The organism is Streptosporangium sp. NPDC049248 (assembly GCF_040678965.1).
Taxonomy (GTDB): domain Bacteria; phylum Actinomycetota; class Actinomycetes; order Streptosporangiales; family Streptosporangiaceae; genus Streptosporangium; species Streptosporangium fukuiense.
Genome location: NZ_JBFAQY010000025.1, coordinates 1 through 16339, shown reverse-complemented (window position 1 = coordinate 16339; position 16339 = coordinate 1). Strand labels below are relative to the sequence as shown.

The following is a 16339-nucleotide window of genomic DNA, read 5'->3' as shown; positions in this document are numbered from 1 at the left end:
GTGACGGTGCCGGAGCTGATACGCGACCGGCTGGAGACGACGCCCGACGCGGTGGCGGTCAGCGGGCAGGGAGGCGAGCTGACCTACCGGGAGCTGCACCGGCGGGTCGACGACCTCGCCGCGCTGCTGCGCGAGTGGGGCGTGGGCCCCGAGGTCCCGGTCGGGCTGTGCATGGAGCGCACCACGGGAATGGTCGTCGCGGTCCTGGCGGTCTGGGCCGCCGGAGGCGCGTACGTCCCGCTCGACCCCGCCTTCCCCGAGGACAGGCTGCGGCTCATGCGCGAGGACGCCGGGATCGGCCTGGTGCTGACCCAGGCCGGCGTGGACCGGCGCCTGCTGGCCGGAGTCCCCCGGATCCTCGTGCTCGCCCCGGACGGCACCGCCCCCACCGCCCGCCGCGGCACGCCGCGGGGACCGCGGGGCGACCTGGCGTACGTGATGTACACCTCGGGCTCCACCGGGCGGCCCAAGGGGGTGGAGGTCCCGAGGCGCGCCGTGCAGAACCTGCTCGGCGCGTTCGCCGAACGGCTGAAGCTCACGCCCGAGGACCGCTGGCTCGCCGTCACCACCCTGTCGTTCGACATCTCCGTCCTGGAACTGCTGCTCCCCCTGGCGTGCGGGGCGCGGGTCGTCGTGGCCTCGGCGAGCCAGGCGGCCGACGGCCGGGAGTTGCGGGCGCTGGCGGTCGCCGAGCGGATCACGGCGCTGCAGGCCACCCCGGCCACCTGGCGTATCCTGCTGGAGGCCGGCGGGGTGCCGGAGACGATCCGCACCCGGCTCTGCGGGGGAGAGGCGTTGCCGCGCGACCTCGCCGACGCGCTCCTCGCCCCGGGGACGAGCCTGTGGAACGTGTACGGGCCGACCGAGACGACCGTGTGGTCCACCGCGGGGATCGTGGCGCCCGCGCCGGCCCGGGTCGTGCTGGGAGAGCCGATCTCCGAGACGTCCCTGTACATCCTGGCCGACGACGGCCTGCCGGTCGCGGACGGCGAGGCCGGGGAACTGCACATCGGCGGGGCCGGGGTGGCCCGCGGCTACCGGGGCATGCCCGCCCTGACCGCCGCCCGCTTCCTGCCCGACCCCTTCGCGGCCGGCTCCGGGACGCGCATGTACGCGACCGGCGACCTCGTCCGGCGCACCCCGGACGGCCGCCTGGAGTACCTGGGCAGGGCCGACGGCCAGGTCAAGGTGCGGGGGTTCCGCATCGAGCTGGAGGAGATCGAGACGGTCCTGCGCTCGGTGGAGTGGGTGCGCCAGGCCGCCGTCGGCGTCCATCGGGGAGCGGACGGTCTGCCCACGCTGGTGGCGTACCTGGCCGGTACGGAGGGAGCGGCACCGGAAGGGGCGTGGGAGGCGCTGCGCACCCGGCTCGGGGCGAGCCTGCCCGAGTACATGGTGCCCGCGCACCTCGTCACCCTCGACGCCCTGCCGCTCACCCCCAACGGCAAGCTCGACCGCGCGGCGCTGCCGGCCCCCGACAGGGCACGGGCGTCGACGACCCCCTACCGGGCGCCGTCGAGTGCGGCGGAGGACGAGCTCGCCGCGATGTGGGAGGAGGTGCTGGGAATCGAGCGGCCGGTCGGGGTCGACGACGACTTCTTCGAGCTCGGCGGGCACTCGCTGACGGCCGCCCAGATCATCGCCAGGGTCTGGTCGCGCTTCGGCGTCGCCGTGCCGCTGGTGGCGTTCTTCGAGCATCCGACCGTCGCCGGGCTCGCCCGGCAGCTGGACCGCCTGGACGACGACGACCTGGACCTCGTCGAGATCGCCGCGCTGCGCGAGCGGCTCGACGGCCTCGGTGCCGAGGAGCTCGCGGCGCTCTTCGACGAGCTGGGGCCGGGCGCATGAGGGCGCCCCTGTCCCCGGCGCAGGAGCGGCTCTGGATCCTGCAGCGCGTCGATCCGGACGACGCCTCCTACAACATGTATCTGGTACGCCTGCTTCGCGGCCCCCTCGACCAGGCCGCGCTGATCTGGGCGCTCACCGACGTGCTGGCCCGCCACGAGAGCCTGCGCACCAGGTTCACCGAGGAGGACGGCGTCCCCTGGGCCGTGGTGGAGGCCGGGGCGCCCGGCATCGAGTGGCTGCGCTCCGGGAGCCGCGAGGACGCGGAACGCCTGGTGGCCGAGCAGACCAACGAGCCGTTCGACCTGGAGGCCGGGCCTCCGCTGCGGGTGGCGGTGATCCGGATGACCGACGACCGGCACGTGCTCTGCGTCACGATGCACCACATCATCTCGGACGGCTGGTCGCTCAACGTCATCCTGGACGACCTGGCCGACTGCTACACCGCGCGCCTCGCCGGGGCCGAACCCCGGCTCCGCCCGTTGCCGGTCCAGGCGGGCGACTACGCGCGCTGGCAGCGGCGCAGGGCCGAGCGGGCCGTGCCGTACTGGCGGGAGAGGCTCGCCGCGCCGCCCCCGGTCGAGCTGCCGTTCCGCCGGGAGGGGGCGGGGAGCGGGCGGGGCGAGTTCCAGAGCGTCCGGTTGTCGCCCGAGACGGCGCGGAGGCTGGAACGGCTGGCCGCCGAGCAGCGCACCACCCTGTTCACCGTGCTGGTCGCCGCCTACCAGACGTTGCTGCTGCGGCACACCGGGCAGACCGACGTCCTGGTCGGCACCGTCGTCGCGGGCCGGGACCGGGTCGAGCTGGAACCGATGGTCGGATACGTCTCCCAGACGGTGATCCTCCGCGGGGACCTGTCGGGAGACCCGCCGTTCACCGACCTGATCGGCCGCAGCCGTGGCGAGGTCCTCGCCGCGCTGGGCAACTTCTCGGTCCCCTTCGAGCAACTCGGCCACCCGGCGGAGTCGCTGCTGTCCTCCATGCTCATCCTGCACAACCAGGACGCCGGTCCCCGGCGGGCGTTCGGCGAGCTGACCGTGACCGACATCGACGCCGGGTTCCGGCAGGCCAAGGTGGACCTCCTCGTCGAGGTGTGGTCCGACGAGAACGGGCTCGGGCTCTCCCTCTGCCACGACACGGGCCTGTTCGAGGCGGCGGAGGTCGGCCGCCTGGCCGCCAGGTTCGCCCTGCTCCTGGAATCCGTCGCGGCCCGCCCCGACACCCCGCTCTCCGCGCTGCCGATCTGGACCGACGCCGACCGCGCCGACATCCGCACCCTGTCGGCCGGGCCGTCCCGCTCCGGCGGCCGCGAGCCGTCCGATCCCCGCGCCCTGCCCGCCGGGGCAGCCGGGAGCGCCGGGGACGTCCTGGTTCCCGAGATGATCCGCCGGGCCGCGCGGCGGACGCCCGAGGCCGTCGCCGTGGTCTGCGGGCGGGAGAGCGTCACGTACGGCGAGCTGCTGGCCCGCGCGGGCGCGCTCGCCGGGGTCCTCCGCGAGGGCGGGGTCGGGCGTGGCGACGTCGTCGGGGTCTGCCTGCCCCGCTCGATCGAGGCGATCACCGCGCTGCTCGCCGTCTGGTGGGCGGGTGCCGCCTACCTGCCGTTCGACCCCGACGTCCCGGACGAGCGGCTGGCCTTCTCGATGGCGGACAGCTCGGCCACCCACCTGATCACCCTGCGCGAACCGCCGCCGGGCCGCGTCGCCGTCGCTCCCACGACCCCCGCGCTCGCCGGGGGTGCCCGCGCCCCCCTCCGGGGCGAGACCGTGCCGCTGGACGCCGCGTACGTCATCACCACCTCGGGCTCCACCGGCGTGCCCAAGGGCGTGCTGGTGGAGCACGGCGCGGTGGCCGCGCGGGTGCGGTGGATGCGCGCGGACTACGGCCTGACCTCCGGCGACCGGGTCGTCCAGTTCGCCTCGCTCAGTTTCGACGCCCATGTCGAGGAGGTCTTCCCGGCGCTGGCCGCGGGGGCCACGCTGGTGCTCCTGCCCGACGGGGCGACGAGTCTGCCCGATCTGCTGGCCTCGCCGGAGGGCGAGGCGGTCACCGTGCTCGACCTGCCGACCGCGTACTGGCACTCGCTGGCCGAGGAACCGGGCGAGATCGCCTGGCCCGCCTCGCTCCGCCTGATGATCCTCGGTGGCGAGCAGGTCTCCGCGGCGGCGGTGGAGCGCTGGCGAGGCCTGTTCGGCGACCGGGTCCGGCTGGTCAACACCTACGGCCCGACCGAGGGGACGGTGATCGCCACCGCCGCCGACCTCGGGGCGCGCGACGTCGTGGGCCGCCCGCCGATCGGCGGCCCGATCGCGGAGACCACCGTCCGGGTGCTCGACGACCGGGGAGAGCCCCTGCCACCCGGCGCGGCCGGGGAACTGGTCATCGGCGGGGCCGGGGTGGCCCGCGGCTACCTCGGCAGGCCGGCGCTCACCGCCGGCGCCTTCGTCCCCGACCCGTACGGTGCCCCCGGGGCACGCCGCTACCGGACGGGGGACCGGGCGCGGTGGCGCTCCGACGGGCGGCTGGAGTTCCTGGGGCGGCTGGACGCGCAGTTGAAGATCCGAGGTTTCCGGATCGAGCCGGGGGAGGTGGAGAGCCGCCTGCTCGCCCATCCGCAGGTGGGGCAGGCCTTCGTGACCGGCCGGGGCGAGGAGCTCGTCGCCTACGTCACCGGGACCGCGGATCCGGCGGACCTCAGGGAACACCTGGGGCACTCGCTGCCACGCCAGCTCGTCCCCACCGCCTGGGTGAGCCTGGAGGCGTTCCCCCTCACCCCGGGCGGCAAGATCGACCGCGCGGCGCTCCCCGAACCGGTCACCGCCTCCTCCGCGGAGCGGGTCGCGCCGCGCACGGACGCGGAGCGGCTGGTGGCCGGGATCTGGGACGAGTTGCTCGGCGCGGGGGCGGTCGGCGTCTTCGACGACTTCTTCGCACTCGGCGGGCACTCCCTGCTGGCGACCAGGGTGGCGGCGCGGATCAGGCGGGCCACCGGCATCGAGGTCCCGATCCGGACCGTCTTCGCCATGAGCACCGTCGCCTCGCTCGCCGAGGCGCTGGAGGAACTGCTGATCAGGGAACTGGACGCGCTGACCGACGAGGAGGCCATGGATCTGCTCGCCGGCACCGACCACTCCTGATCTCGCCGGTGGTGTTCTCGGGCGCGCTCCCGGTGGGAATCCGGTGTCGTCCGGGGGCTGTTGATAAGGGAGTGAGGCGGCGTAACATCCGGGCACGCCTCGTGTTGTCGGGCGCTTGTTCGGAGTCGTGAGTCACGAAGATGCGAGGGCCCATGAGCGTTGTCCAGCCCGTTCCCGACCCGAGGGCGGCGCTCGCGGAGCCGACACGCAGGGTGGGCCCCTGGTGGGTGGCCGGCATCTCGCTGGCCAATCTGGCGCTCTGGATGGGGTACTTCGGGCCACTCCAGGTCCTGCTTCCCTCGCAGGTGGCGGCGATCGACCCGGCGGGCAAGGAGGGGGCGCTGGCGCTGGTGACCGGGCTGGGGGCCGCCGTCGCGATGCTGTTCAACCCCGTCGCGGGGGCGCTGTCCGACCGCACGGCGGGCCGGTTCGGGCGCAGGCACCCGTGGTCGCTGGCCGGGGCGCTGGTCAGCGCGGGAGCGCTGGCCCTGCTGGCGGGGCAGGGGTCGATCGCCGGTATGGCGGTCGGCTGGTGCCTCGCGCAGGCCGGGCTCAACGCGATGCAGGCCGCGCTCAACGCCGGGGTGCCGGACCACGTGCCGGTGAGCCAGCGGGGTGAGGTGTCGGGCTGGATCGGGATTCCCCAGTCGCTGGGGGTGGTGCTCGCGGTGGTCCTGGTCACCATGGTCGCCACCACCACCGAATCCGGATATTTCCTGATAGCGGTGCTGATCCCGCTCTGTGTGCTCCCCTTTGTTCTCACCACCTCCGACCCCCGCCTGCCGGCCAGGCCGCCCTTCGAGCTCGGGGCCTTCCTGAGAGGTTTCTGGATCAGTCCCCGCGCTCACCCCGACTTCTTCTGGGCCTGGCTGACCCGCTTCCTGATGCAGCTCGGCAACGCCATCGCCACGCTCTACCTGCTGTACTTCCTCAGCGACGAGGTCGGCTACGAGCGGCTCTTCCCCGGTGAGAGGGCCGAGGACGGCCTGCTCACGCTGATCCTGATCTACACCGCGACGGTCGTGCTCACCACCGTCGTCGCGGGCGTCGTCTCCGACCGGCTCGGCCGCCGCAGGGCGCTCGTCACGGCCTCCGGCCTGATCAGCGTGGTTCCCGCGGTGATGCTCGCGTTCTGGCCGCAGTGGCCGGTGGCGACGGCCGGTGCCGCGATCATGGGGATCGGCTTCGGCATCTACCTCTCGGTGGACAACGCCCTGGTCACCCAGGTCCTGCCGGCCGCCGAGGGACGCGCCAAAGACCTTGGTGTCATCAACATCGCCAACTCGGGACCCCAGGTGCTCGGCCCGGTCATCGCCGGTCCCATCGTGGCCGGTCTCGGCGGCTATCCGGTCCTCTACCTGACCTCCGCGGCCCTCGCCCTGCTCGGCGCCGTCCTGGTCTGGAAGATCCGCTCGGTGCCCTGACCGTACGGGCGCCTCCTTTCGCCGGGAGCCGTGCCGCGCGCGTGCGCGGCACGGGCCTTCACCGCGGCGCGCCGGGTTCAGCGCCCGCTCAGGCGGCGGACGGCGAGGGAGGCCACCCGGACGGCGGCCGAGGGGGAGAGGCGGGCACCGCGCCAGGCGAGGCGGCCGGTGGCGGGTGCCACGATGAGGGCGCGATCGCGGGCCATGCCCCTGATGACGTCGGCGGCCAGCGCGTCGACGGAGTAGAGACGGCCCGTGGTCCGGCTCGCCGACTCGCGGGCGCCGGCGCCGGTCGGGGTCTGCGGCAGGCCGGGGTTGGCGTTGTCGAGCAGCGGGGTGTCGGTGAACCCGGGGCAGACCACGCTCACCCGGACACCGTGGGCGGCGGCCTCGGCGCGCAGGGCGAGCGAGAGCCCGACCACCGCGTGCTTGGTCGCCGTGTAGGGCGCCATCAGCGGCGCGGGGACCAGTCCGGCAAGGGACGCGGTGTTCACGATGTGCCCGAAGCCCTGCCGCTTCATGATCGGGTAGGCCGCGTGGACGCCGTGGACGACGCCGCGCAGGTTCACGTCGATCGTCCGGTTCCAGTGGTCGAGGGTGAGCTCGTCGACGGTGCCGCCGACCGCGATTCCGGCGTTGTTGAAGACGACGTCGAGCCGTCCCCGCTCGGCCGCCACCCGCTCGACGAGGTCGGTCACGGCCCGCGCGTCGGAGACGTCGAGCGTCGCGGCCGAGCCGTTGAGCTCCTTGGCGGCGCGTTCGGCCCCGGCGCCGTCCAGGTCGGCGATGACGACGTGCGCGCCGCGCCTGGCGAACTCGCGGGAGACGGCCAGGCCGATGCCGGAGGCGCCCCCCGTCACGATCGCCGTTCTCACGCGCCCGCCTTTCCGGTCCGTGCCGTGCCGGGCGCCGGGGGCGCCCAGATGCCCATCGCCTTCCACACCCGGCGCTGGAGAGGGTTCGTCAGGCCCAGTTCGGCGCAGAGCTCGCGGGTCTTGCCGATCGAGTCGCGGATCTCCGCGGCCATCTCGGGGTTGCCGGTGTAGACCTCCCTGACGACGTCCTCGGGGATGCCGAACGCCCTGATCATCGAGCTTGGCGGGGAGAGCATGATCCGGGCCATGATGCCCAGGATGACAGGGGAGACGAGGCCCAGGGCGAAGCGCCGGTAGCGGGGCATCCGGGGCACCCGGCGGCGCAGGTAGTGGCGGGCGAAGGAGATGTGCCTGGCCTCCTCGGCGATGTGGATCCGTATGATCGTCTCCTCCAGCGGATGCCGGGTCCTGCCCGACTTGATCATCTTGCGCTGCACGTGGTCGATCGGGTCCTCGCCGCCGAGGACGAAGACGAAGAAGAGCTCGGTGGAGATCAGCGGGATCCACGGGGTGATCTGCGCGAGCAGGCTCAGCGGCCCCGGCATGCCTTTTATCGGAAGTTTCGTGCGGTTCACGAACTCTTGGAACATCATCCCGTGATGTCCCTCTTCGATGGTCTCGTGGTAGACGTAACGGAACTCGGGGGAACCGTTCGGCAGCCGGTAGGCGTAGTTCAGCAGTCCGCGCTTGAGCAGATTCTCGAACTGCAGGCCGATCTTCATGGCGGTCGCCACCCGCCACAGCCCGATCTTGGCGCGGATCTCGGGGGGCTGTGCCCGGTACCAGGTGTGGCCGCCCAGCCTGTCGACCTCGGGCAGCTCCCAGCGCGGGTCGTCGGCGAAGACGAGGAACTCCTTCTCGTCCCAGGGGATGTCGACGTACGGCTCCCAGTGCTTGTCGACGGATGCCTTCGAGAGGCGCTCTATGACCGCCTCGTACGCGCGTCTCTCGGTGACCTGCTGGTCGCCCTCTCTGTCCGCGGCGGTCTCTGGGGCCGGTGTCATCGCTGCCCTCCCATCGGATGTCTGCGCTAATTGTACGAAGCATCCAATAAGACGGAAAGTCCCGCGGGGGTATGAGGTCCCTCACGCCGGTGTGACGTCCTTCACTCAGCGTGGTATCAGGGCCACTCCCGCTCCGGTCGGTGACCTGTCCGTCGCTGCAGGTGATGTAACCCTTCGACTATGGCAGTGCTCGCAGCCCCCCGGCCCCTCCTGGGAATCGCGCTCCTGGCCTTCGTCAGCGCCGCCTGGGGGTCGGCCTTCCCGCTGATGAAGGACCTCATCGTCCGCATGCCCGTGGCGGACCTCCTCGCCGAGCGGTACGGCATCGCCGCGGTCGTGCTGGTCGCGCTCCGCCCGGGTAGCCTGCGGGGGCTCTCCGAGAACACCTGGCTGGTCGGCATCCTGCTCGGCCTGCTGTTCGGCGTCGGCCAGACCGTCCAGGCGGTCTCGCTGCACGACCTGCCCTCGTCGGTCTCGGGGTTCACGGTCGGCTCGTACGTGGTGATCACTCCGGTCCTCGGGCTGGTCCTGCTCGGCGCCAGGACCTCGGCCAGGATCTGGGTCGCGGTGGCGCTGGCGACCGTCGCGATGACCGTGTTCACCCTGCTGAAGGGCGTGGAGGGCGACGTCTCCCCGCCCGCGCTGGTCGCCACCCTGGTGTCGGCCGTCCTGTACGCGGCCCACACGCTGGTGCTCGGCAACTCCGCCGAGGCGCGACGACACGCCTACGCGGTCACGGTCATCCAGCTCGGCGCCATCGCCGTGATGACGGGTGTCCTCGCCGTGCCGGACGGCCTGACCCTGCCCGCCACGCCGGGAGACTGGGCACTCCTCGGCCACCTGTCGATCGTGGCCTGCGCCCTGGGCTTCCTGGCCCGCTCGTGGGGCCAGGTCCACGTGCCGCCGGTGCCCGCCGCGGTGATCCTGTCGACACAGCCGCTCTGGGTGACCGTCCTGGCCGTCGCGCTGTACGGGGAGTCGCTCACCCCGGGCTTCTTCCTCGGTGGAGGGCTGATCGCCCTCGCCATGCTCCTCGTCGTGCTGCCCAGGGGACTGTTCAGGTCAGTTCGGCGGGGGAGAGGCCCAGTTCCGCCGCGGCGGCCGTCTGGATGAACTCGGTCATGCGCGCCCGGGAGAGCAGCCGCCTGTGCACCGTCACCTGGGTGGCCAGGCCGTCGATGAGAGACATGATCCGCCAGGTCGAGCCCTCGGGGTCCGCGCAGACGAAGGTTCCCGCCTCGACGCCGTCATCGATGATCGCGTGGAGCGCCTCCTTCCACCGCATGTCGATCCTGCGGGACGTCTCCTCAAGCTCGGAGTTGCGCATCGACTCGGCCCAGGCGTCGATCCACAGAGCCCACGACTTGGTCTTCCCGCCGGGGGGATAGAACCTGAGCAGGGCCCGCAGCCGGTCAAGAGGTGAGCCACCCGACCCCTCCACCTTGGTGAGCGCGTCCAGATGGAGTTGGGCCGCGTAGGAGAAGGCCTGGGCGAACAGCTTCTCCTTGGTCTCGAAATGGTAGAAGAGCAGTGCCTGACTGACGCCGGCCGCCTGCGCGATGTCCGCGGTTCGGGTATGACCGAACCCCTGGGCCGCGATGACCTCGCAGGCGGTTCGGAGCAGATCTTCACGACGTAATCGCCCAAATCCCCTTGCCACAAGGGAACACTAGCGGGTCAGAGATCGCCGTCCTGGTCGGGGTGCAGGGGGATCCGCAGGACGAACCGTGCGCCCCAGACGCTGTCCTCCAGCCTCAGGATGCCGCCGTGGGTACGGGCGATCTCCCTGGCGATGGGGAGTCCCAGTCCGGTGCCTCCGGCGTCCCTGTTACGGGAGGCGTCCAGCCGGGTGAACCGCTGGAAGACCAGTTCCCGCTGCTCGGGTGCGATCCCGGCGCCGTCGTCGAGCACCTCCACGACGGCCGTCCCGTCCTCCCTGGCCACGCTCACCGAGACCTTGGAGTCGGCGTGCCGTTCCGCGTTGTCCAGCAGGTTCGTCAGCAGCCGGGCCAGCCGGAGCCGGTCGCCGGTGACCGCCACCCCCGGCTGCACCTCCCTGTCGATCGGGACATTGCGCCTGCGCCGGTCCAGCTCACTGCAGACCAGCGCGCCCAGGTCGATCCGCTCGTAGTGGGCGGGAACCCCGGAGTCGAGCTTGGCCAGTATCAACAGGTCCGAGACGATCGCCTGGAGCCGGTCCAGGCTGGCGAGCATCGCGTGGGCCTTGGTCTTCCAGTCGACGTCGTCGGGGTAGCGCAATGCCTCCTCCACCTGGGCGCGCATGGCGGTGAGCGGGCTGCGCAGGTCGTGCGAGGCGTCGGAGGCGAACCTGCGCTGCTGCTCGGCCGCGGCCTCCAGCCTGTCCAGCGTCTGGTTGATCGTCTCGGCCAGTTGCCTGATCTCGCTCCGGGCGGCCGGTACCGGCACCCGGCGGCCGATGTCGGTCGCGGTGATCTCCTCCAGTTCGTGCCTGATCGCCTTGACCTGCACAAGCGCCGCTTTCACGGCCCTGAGTGTCGCAATCGTGAAGATGGCGCCCCCGGTCACGATGGCTGTTGTGACGGCGGTGAGCGTCAGCCGATGCCGTACCGACCACGCGTTCCCCGAGAACACTTCACTCCTCGGCGCTAAATAGGACCATTAGACGGATTAATTGCCGTTTCCTGGTGTTTGATGGCCAAGAAGGGGCAAATATCCCTTCACCGTTCCCCGTAGAGCATTGCTCTGTACGGCTGATCGGGTGCTGGCTAGAGTAAGTGAGCACTGATTGGAGCGGACATGAATCTTCAGGAGTACCGGCGGCGTGCCAGGACCTGGCTGGAGGCCAACGCCCAGGACACCGAGGCCGAGGGCACCCCGGACGCCGGCGGCGTCGCCGCCGCGAAGGCCTTCATGGCGCGCATGTACGACGCGGGCTATTCGGGGATCAGCTGGCCGGGCGAGTGGGGCGGCCAGGGGCTGACCCAGGCGGAGGAGCGGGCCTTCGCCGAGGAGGCCGCGGGCTTCACGCTGCCGACCTACGTCTTCTCCATAGGACTCGGGATGTGCGGGCCGACCCTCGTCGACCTCGGCACCCCCGAGCAGAAGGCCAGACACCTGCGCCCGCTGCTGCGCGGCGAGGAGATCTGGTGCCAGCTCTTCTCCGAGCCCGGCGCCGGCAGCGACGTAGCAGCCCTGCAGACCCGGGCCACCCCGACCGAGGACGGCTGGACGGTCACCGGTCAGAAGGTCTGGACCTCGGTCGCCCAGCACGCCTCCTACGGGCTGCTGCTCACCCGCACCGACGTGGACGCGCCCAAGCACAAGGGCCTGTCGATGTTCATCGTGGACATGCGCGCCCCCGGCGTCACGGTCCGCCCGCTGCGGGACATGACAGGCCGCGCCCACTTCAACGAGATCTTCTTCGACGACGTGCACATCCCCGCGGAGAACCTGGTCGGCCAGGTCAACGACGGGTGGAGCTGCGCGGTCACCACGCTCCTGCACGAGCGCCTGTCCATCTCCAGCGGCGTCGGCATGGGCGGCCGCAGGGACAACCCGGTCGCCTTCGAGGCGCTGCGCCACACCGCCGACACCGCCGACCCGGTGGTCCGGGACCAGCTCGTCGAGCTGCACATCCGCTCCCGCGCGCTCGCCCTGTTCAACGAGCGCCTCTCCCAGGAGACCAAGGCCGGCGTCTTTCCCGGTGCCAGGGGCAGCGCCGCCAAACTGCTGCTGGCCGAGCTGACCATGTTCCAGGCCGACCTCGCCACCTCGCTGGCCGGACCGGAGGCCGTCGCCTACGAGGAGGGCGGCGGGCGGCTGGCCGAGGCCGTCTCGCTCGCTCCGGCCATGGCCCTCGGCGGCGGCACCAACGAGATCATGCGCAACATCATCGGCGACCGGGTGCTCAACCTGCCGCCCGAGCCGCGCGTGGACAAGAACGTGCCGTTCAAGGACCTCAAGGTGAACGGGTGACCTCCGGGCTCGCGCAGAAAGGCCGAAACATATGAAGCTCGTGCTTACCGAGGAGCAGCGGGAACTGCGCGGCGCGGTCCGCGCCTTCCTCGCCTCCGCCTCGCCGCTGCCCGAGGTCCGGCGGGCCGCCGAATCGGAGACCGGCCACGACCCCGAGGTCTACCGCAGGCTCAACGGCGAGCTCGGGCTCGCCGGCCTCGTCGTCGGCGAGGAACACGGCGGCGCGGGAGCCGGGTACGCCGAGCTCGCGCTGGTCCTGGAGGAGACCGGCGCGGCGCTGCTGCCGGGCCCCTTCCTGGCCACCACCCTCGCCACGATCCTGCTGACCGAGGTGGGCGACAAGGAACTGCTGCCCGGCATCGCCGCGGGGACCACGCTCGCGACCGTCGCCCTCGACGGCGGCCGCGCGTTCAACGGTGCCGAGGCCGACGTGGTCCTGGCGATCGAGGGGCCGCGGGTCCTGGCGGTCAGGGGCGGTGACCGCACCCCGCTGACCACCCTGGACATCACCCGCAGGCAGGCGAAGGTGGATCTGGGCGCGGGCGAGGAGATCGCCTCGTCGACAGAGGGCGTGGCGAGGGCCAGGGACCTGTTCGCGGTCGCGGTGGCCGCCGAGCAGCTCGGCGTGCTGCGCGCCTCGCTGGACGCCATCGTCGGCTACGCCAAGCTCCGGGTGACCTTCGGCCGCCTCATCGGTTCCTACCAGGGCGTCAAGCACCGGCTCGCCGACATGCACTGCAAGCTGGAGCAGGCCGAGTCGATAGTCCGCTACGCGGCCTGGGCCGCGGACGAGGCGCCCGACGAGCTCTCCTCGGCCGCCGCGCTCGCCCAGGCCTACGTGGGCAGGGCCTGCTTCGAGGTGGCCAGGGACAACCTCCTGCTGCACGGCGGCATCGGTTTCACCTGGGAGCACGACGCGCATCTCTACTACAAGCGCGCCAAGGCCGACGAGGTGCTGCTGGGCCCGCCCCGCGCGCACCGGACCCGCCTCGCCGAACTGCTGGAGCTCTGAAGGAGGAAACCCATGGCCGACATCAGCGGGCTGCCCGGTTTCTACCGGATCGCCGAGGCCGACCCCGGCCGCTGCGCCCTGATCGACACCGACGGCACCGTGACGACCTACGGCGAGCTGCTCGCCACGGTCAACCAGGTCTCACACGGCCTGCGGGCCCGCGGGCTCGGCCACGGCGACGTGGTCGCCGGGGTGCTGCCCAACGGCAGCGACCAGGTGGTCATGCTGATGGCCACCGGGCAGGTGGGGCTGTACTACGTACCGGTCAACTGGCACCTCACGGCGGCCGAGATCGACTACATCCTGACCGACTGCGACGCCCGGGTCGTGGTCGCCGACCCGTCGTACTCCGTCGAGAAGGCCGTCGGCGTGGCCGAGCTGGCCGAGGGGCAGCCCACGACCGCCCCCGAGGACCGCTCCGGCGGTGCCGTCATGTGGTACACCTCGGGCACCACCGGGTTCCCCAAGGGCGTGCAGCGCCCGCTCACCGGCCACGAGCCGGAGGCGACCCTTCCGCTCTTCACCTGGTTCCTGGGCGAGGTCTGCGACCTGCGGACCGGCGACGGGATCCACCTGGTGACCTCGCCGATGTACCACTCCGCGCCGTGCGCGCACACCATGTTCGCCCTCCACTTCGGGCACACCCTGGTGATCGCGCCCAGGTTCGAGCCGGAGACCGTCCTGGAACTGGTCGACAGGTACCGGGTCGACAACGCGCTGATGGTGCCGACCATGTTCCACCGGATGCTGCAGCTTCCGGCGGAGGTCAGGGCACGCTACGACGTGTCGTCGCTGCGGCAGGTGGTGCACACCGGCGCGGCCTGCCCGGTGGCGGTCAAGAAGGGCATCATGGACTGGTGGGGGCCGGTCCTGTACGAGTACTACGGCTCCACCGAGTCGACCATCGCCTTCTCCGTCAAGCCGCACGACTGGCTGGAGCGTCCCGGCACGGTCGGCCGCCCGGCCCCGACCTTCGAGGCGAAGATCCTCGGCACCGACGGGGAGGAGCTCCCCGCGGGCGAGCCCGGCATGATCTACGTCAGGTCGGGCACCGGCGGTTTCGAGTACCGCAAGGACCCGGAGAAGACCGCCGCCAGCATGCGCGGTGACTGGTACGCCCCCGGTGACATCGGCTTCATGGACGCGGACGGCTTCCTGTTCCTCTGCGACCGCCGCACCGACCTGATCATCTCCGGCGGGGTGAACATCTACCCCGCGGAGATCGAGGCGGCGATCCTGGAGCATCCGGCGGTCGCCGACGTCGCGGTGATCGGGGTGCCCGACGAGGAGTGGGGCCACAAGGTGGTCGCCCTGATCCAGCCGATGCCCGGCCCCCGTCCCTCCCCGGAGGAACTGCTGGAACACCTCGGCCCGCGGATCGCCCGCTTCAAGCACCCCAGGGTCGTCGAGTTCCGCGACGAGCTGCCCCGCACACCCACCGGGAAGCTCTCCCGCTCCAAGGTCAGGGAGGAGTACCTGGCCTCCTGATCGCGGGTGCGGCTCCGGCCGCTGCGCGGGAGCCCGGGGTCAGCGGGCGATCCACTCGGTGGAGGTGGTGACCTCCCGCAGCACGTCGGGGATCGGCTCGACGCCGATGCCGGGCCCGCCGGGGACGTCCAGATGGCCGTCACTCAGCTCGAAGGGCGGCGTGACGTCCGTCGTGTAGTAGCGGCGGGAGGCGGAGATGTCACCGGGCAGCGTGAAGCCGGGCAGGGCGGCCAGGGCGACGTTGGCGGCGCGGCCGATGCCCGTCTCCAGCATGCCGCCGCACCAGACGGCGACGCCGTGGGCGCGGCACAGGTCGTGGATGCGCCGGGCCTCCAGGTAGCCGCCGACCCGGCCGGGCTTGACGTTGACCACGGAGCAGGCGCCCAGGGAGATGGCGGCGGCCGCGTCGGCGGCCGACTCGATGGACTCGTCCAGGCAGATCGGGGTGGCGATCCTGCCGGCCAGCCGGGCGTGCTGGACGATGTCGTCGTGGGCCAGCGGCTGCTCGATGAGCAGCAGCCCGAAGGGATCCAGCCCGGCCAGGTGGGGCGCGTCGGTGAGGGTGTAGGCGGCGTTGGCGTCGACCTGGAGGAGCAGGTCGTCGCCGAAGCGCTCCCGTACCGCGCGGACCGGTGCCAGGTCCCAGCCGGGCTCGATCTTGAGCTTGATCCGGACGTATCCCTCGTCGAGATAGCCCGCGACGGTGTCCAGGAGTTCGGGGACGGAGTTCGTGATCCCGATCGACACCCCGGCGGGGACGCGGTCGGCGGCGGCGCCGAGGAAGGAGGCGAGGGACTGACCGGACGCGCGCAGCCGGGCGTCCAGGACCGCGCTCTCCAGGGCCGCCTTCGCCATCCGGTGGCCCTTGAAGGGCTGTAGCGCGCGGCCCACGCCATGGACGTCGAGGTGGGCGGGCAGGGCCGGGATGAGGAAACGGCGCAGCACGTCGGCGGCGGCGTCGACGTACTCGGGGGAGTAGAGCGGGTCGGACATGGCCACGCACTCGCCCCAGCCCTCCGCCTCGGGGGTGACCACGCGGAGCAGGAGCACGTCGCGTTCGGTCTCCGTGCCGTAGGAGGTACGGAACGGCGTGACCAGCGGCATCGCGACCCGCCTCAACTCGATCCCGGTGATCTTCAAGCTTCCTTCTCTCATTCGTCGCACCGGGCGGGCCTGCCCAGCTCGGCGCGGAACAGCCGGTGCACGTTCCCGCCGATGATCTTCACGATCTCCTCGTCGGCGAAGCCGTGCTTGAGCAGGGCGTCGGTGACCAGGGGCAGGCCGCTCGGGCCGGACAGTCCGGGCAGGGTCGCGCCGACGTCGACGCCGCTGTAGCCGGGCTCCTCGCAGCACGGGGGAGTGACGTCGTGCATGACCTCGCGGATGAAGTCCGGACCGAGCCCCACGTGGTCGATCCCGCCGACGCTCACCACGTGCTCGATGTGGTCGACCAGCCGGTCCACCGTGTACTCGGTGATGTCCTCCGTCAGGAAGGCGGGCAGGAAGTTGACGCAGACCACGCCGCCGGTGGCGGCGACCGCGCGGATCTGCTCGTCGGTCAGGTTGCGGTGGTGGTCGCGCAGCGCGCGGGCCGAGG

The 16339-nt window shown here is 72.0% G+C and carries 13 protein-coding genes; 7 read left to right on the top strand and 6 right to left on the bottom strand.

Annotated features, from left to right (window positions below; genetic code table 11):
• The 3 genes from AB0K21_RS33360 to AB0K21_RS33350 all read left to right on the top strand — a co-directional run bounded on the left by AB0K21_RS33360 (position 1) and on the right by AB0K21_RS33350 (position 6406).
• A complete protein-coding gene (locus tag AB0K21_RS33360) occupies positions 1–1848 on the top strand; it encodes a non-ribosomal peptide synthetase (protein WP_364155621.1) in 1848 nt (615 codons plus the stop codon).
• Positions 1845–4982 carry an amino acid adenylation domain-containing protein gene (locus tag AB0K21_RS33355; protein ID WP_364155619.1) on the top strand — a complete coding sequence of 1046 codons (3138 nt, stop codon included), beginning with the start codon at positions 1845–1847 and terminating at the stop codon, positions 4980–4982. Before AB0K21_RS33360 ends, AB0K21_RS33355 begins: the two co-directional genes overlap by 4 nt.
• A gap of 152 nt (positions 4983–5134) precedes the next feature.
• Positions 5135–6406 (top strand): MFS transporter, encoded by a 1272-nt coding sequence (locus AB0K21_RS33350; RefSeq protein ID WP_343962132.1) that lies wholly within the window; start codon positions 5135–5137, stop codon positions 6404–6406.
• A gap of 77 nt (positions 6407–6483) precedes the next feature.
• Here the strand turns inward: AB0K21_RS33350 and AB0K21_RS33345 are convergent, their stop codons facing one another.
• The gene (locus tag AB0K21_RS33345) at positions 6484–7281 is read right to left on the bottom strand and encodes an SDR family oxidoreductase (RefSeq protein ID WP_364155617.1); all 798 of its coding nucleotides are present in this window, start codon (positions 7279–7281) and stop codon (positions 6484–6486) included.
• Entirely contained in the window at positions 7278–8285 is a 1008-nt protein-coding gene (locus AB0K21_RS33340; RefSeq protein WP_343962136.1) for a diiron oxygenase, read from the bottom strand. The genes AB0K21_RS33345 and AB0K21_RS33340 overlap by 4 nt, the downstream gene beginning before the upstream one ends.
• 180 nt (positions 8286–8465) lie before the next feature.
• Between AB0K21_RS33340 and AB0K21_RS33335 the strand changes: the two genes are divergently transcribed.
• Positions 8466–9398: a DMT family transporter gene (locus AB0K21_RS33335; protein ID WP_343962139.1), complete on the top strand. Its 933-nt coding sequence runs from the start codon at positions 8466–8468 to the stop codon at positions 9396–9398.
• Here AB0K21_RS33335 and AB0K21_RS33330 read toward each other — a convergent pair.
• On the bottom strand, positions 9343–9945 hold the full coding sequence (locus AB0K21_RS33330; protein WP_343962141.1) for a TetR/AcrR family transcriptional regulator: 603 nt from the start codon (positions 9943–9945) through the stop codon (positions 9343–9345). The two genes, AB0K21_RS33335 and AB0K21_RS33330, sit on opposite strands and share 56 nt — an antisense overlap.
• A gap of 17 nt (positions 9946–9962) precedes the next feature.
• The gene (locus tag AB0K21_RS33325) at positions 9963–10790 is read right to left on the bottom strand and encodes a HAMP domain-containing sensor histidine kinase (RefSeq protein ID WP_364155614.1); all 828 of its coding nucleotides are present in this window, start codon (positions 10788–10790) and stop codon (positions 9963–9965) included.
• A gap of 273 nt (positions 10791–11063) precedes the next feature.
• Here AB0K21_RS33325 and AB0K21_RS33320 point away from each other — a divergent pair, with 273 nt between their 5' ends.
• From AB0K21_RS33320 to AB0K21_RS33310, 3 genes are read left to right on the top strand one after another with little or no spacing between them, the layout of a single operon-like run.
• Positions 11064–12242: an acyl-CoA dehydrogenase family protein gene (locus AB0K21_RS33320; RefSeq protein ID WP_343962146.1), complete on the top strand. Its 1179-nt coding sequence runs from the start codon at positions 11064–11066 to the stop codon at positions 12240–12242.
• Positions 12243–12273: 31 nt separating this feature from the next.
• Positions 12274–13254: an acyl-CoA dehydrogenase family protein gene (locus AB0K21_RS33315; RefSeq protein WP_364155611.1), complete on the top strand. Its 981-nt coding sequence runs from the start codon at positions 12274–12276 to the stop codon at positions 13252–13254.
• Between the two features lie 12 nt (positions 13255–13266).
• Complete coding sequence (locus tag AB0K21_RS33310; protein WP_364155609.1) at positions 13267–14742, top strand: AMP-binding protein; 1476 nt, start codon at positions 13267–13269, stop codon at positions 14740–14742.
• Between the two features lie 39 nt (positions 14743–14781).
• On the opposite strand, the gene menC is transcribed toward AB0K21_RS33310, so the two are convergent.
• Both menC and AB0K21_RS33300 read right to left on the bottom strand, forming a co-directional pair.
• The gene (gene menC, locus AB0K21_RS33305; RefSeq protein ID WP_343962157.1) at positions 14782–15882 is read right to left on the bottom strand and encodes an o-succinylbenzoate synthase; all 1101 of its coding nucleotides are present in this window, start codon (positions 15880–15882) and stop codon (positions 14782–14784) included.
• A gap of 11 nt (positions 15883–15893) precedes the next feature.
• Positions 15894–16339 (bottom strand): membrane dipeptidase (locus tag AB0K21_RS33300; RefSeq protein WP_364155607.1); only part of this gene is annotated, 446 nt, incomplete at its 5' end.

What these genes read in the sequence shown, in the direction of transcription:
- AB0K21_RS33355 (WP_364155619.1), top strand. Translation starts at nt 1,845, where the DNA reads ATGAGGGCGCCCCTGTCCCCGGCGCAGGAGCGGCTCTGGATCCTGCAG.
- AB0K21_RS33350 (WP_343962132.1), top strand. Translation starts at nt 5,135, where the DNA reads ATGAGCGTTGTCCAGCCCGTTCCCGACCCGAGGGCGGCGCTCGCGGAG.
- AB0K21_RS33340 (WP_343962136.1), bottom strand. Translation starts at nt 8,285, where the DNA reads ATGACACCGGCCCCAGAGACCGCCGCGGACAGAGAGGGCGACCAGCAG.
- AB0K21_RS33335 (WP_343962139.1), top strand. Translation starts at nt 8,466, where the DNA reads ATGGCAGTGCTCGCAGCCCCCCGGCCCCTCCTGGGAATCGCGCTCCTG.
- AB0K21_RS33320 (WP_343962146.1), top strand. Translation starts at nt 11,064, where the DNA reads ATGAATCTTCAGGAGTACCGGCGGCGTGCCAGGACCTGGCTGGAGGCC.
- AB0K21_RS33315 (WP_364155611.1), top strand. Translation starts at nt 12,274, where the DNA reads ATGAAGCTCGTGCTTACCGAGGAGCAGCGGGAACTGCGCGGCGCGGTC.
- AB0K21_RS33310 (WP_364155609.1), top strand. Translation starts at nt 13,267, where the DNA reads ATGGCCGACATCAGCGGGCTGCCCGGTTTCTACCGGATCGCCGAGGCC.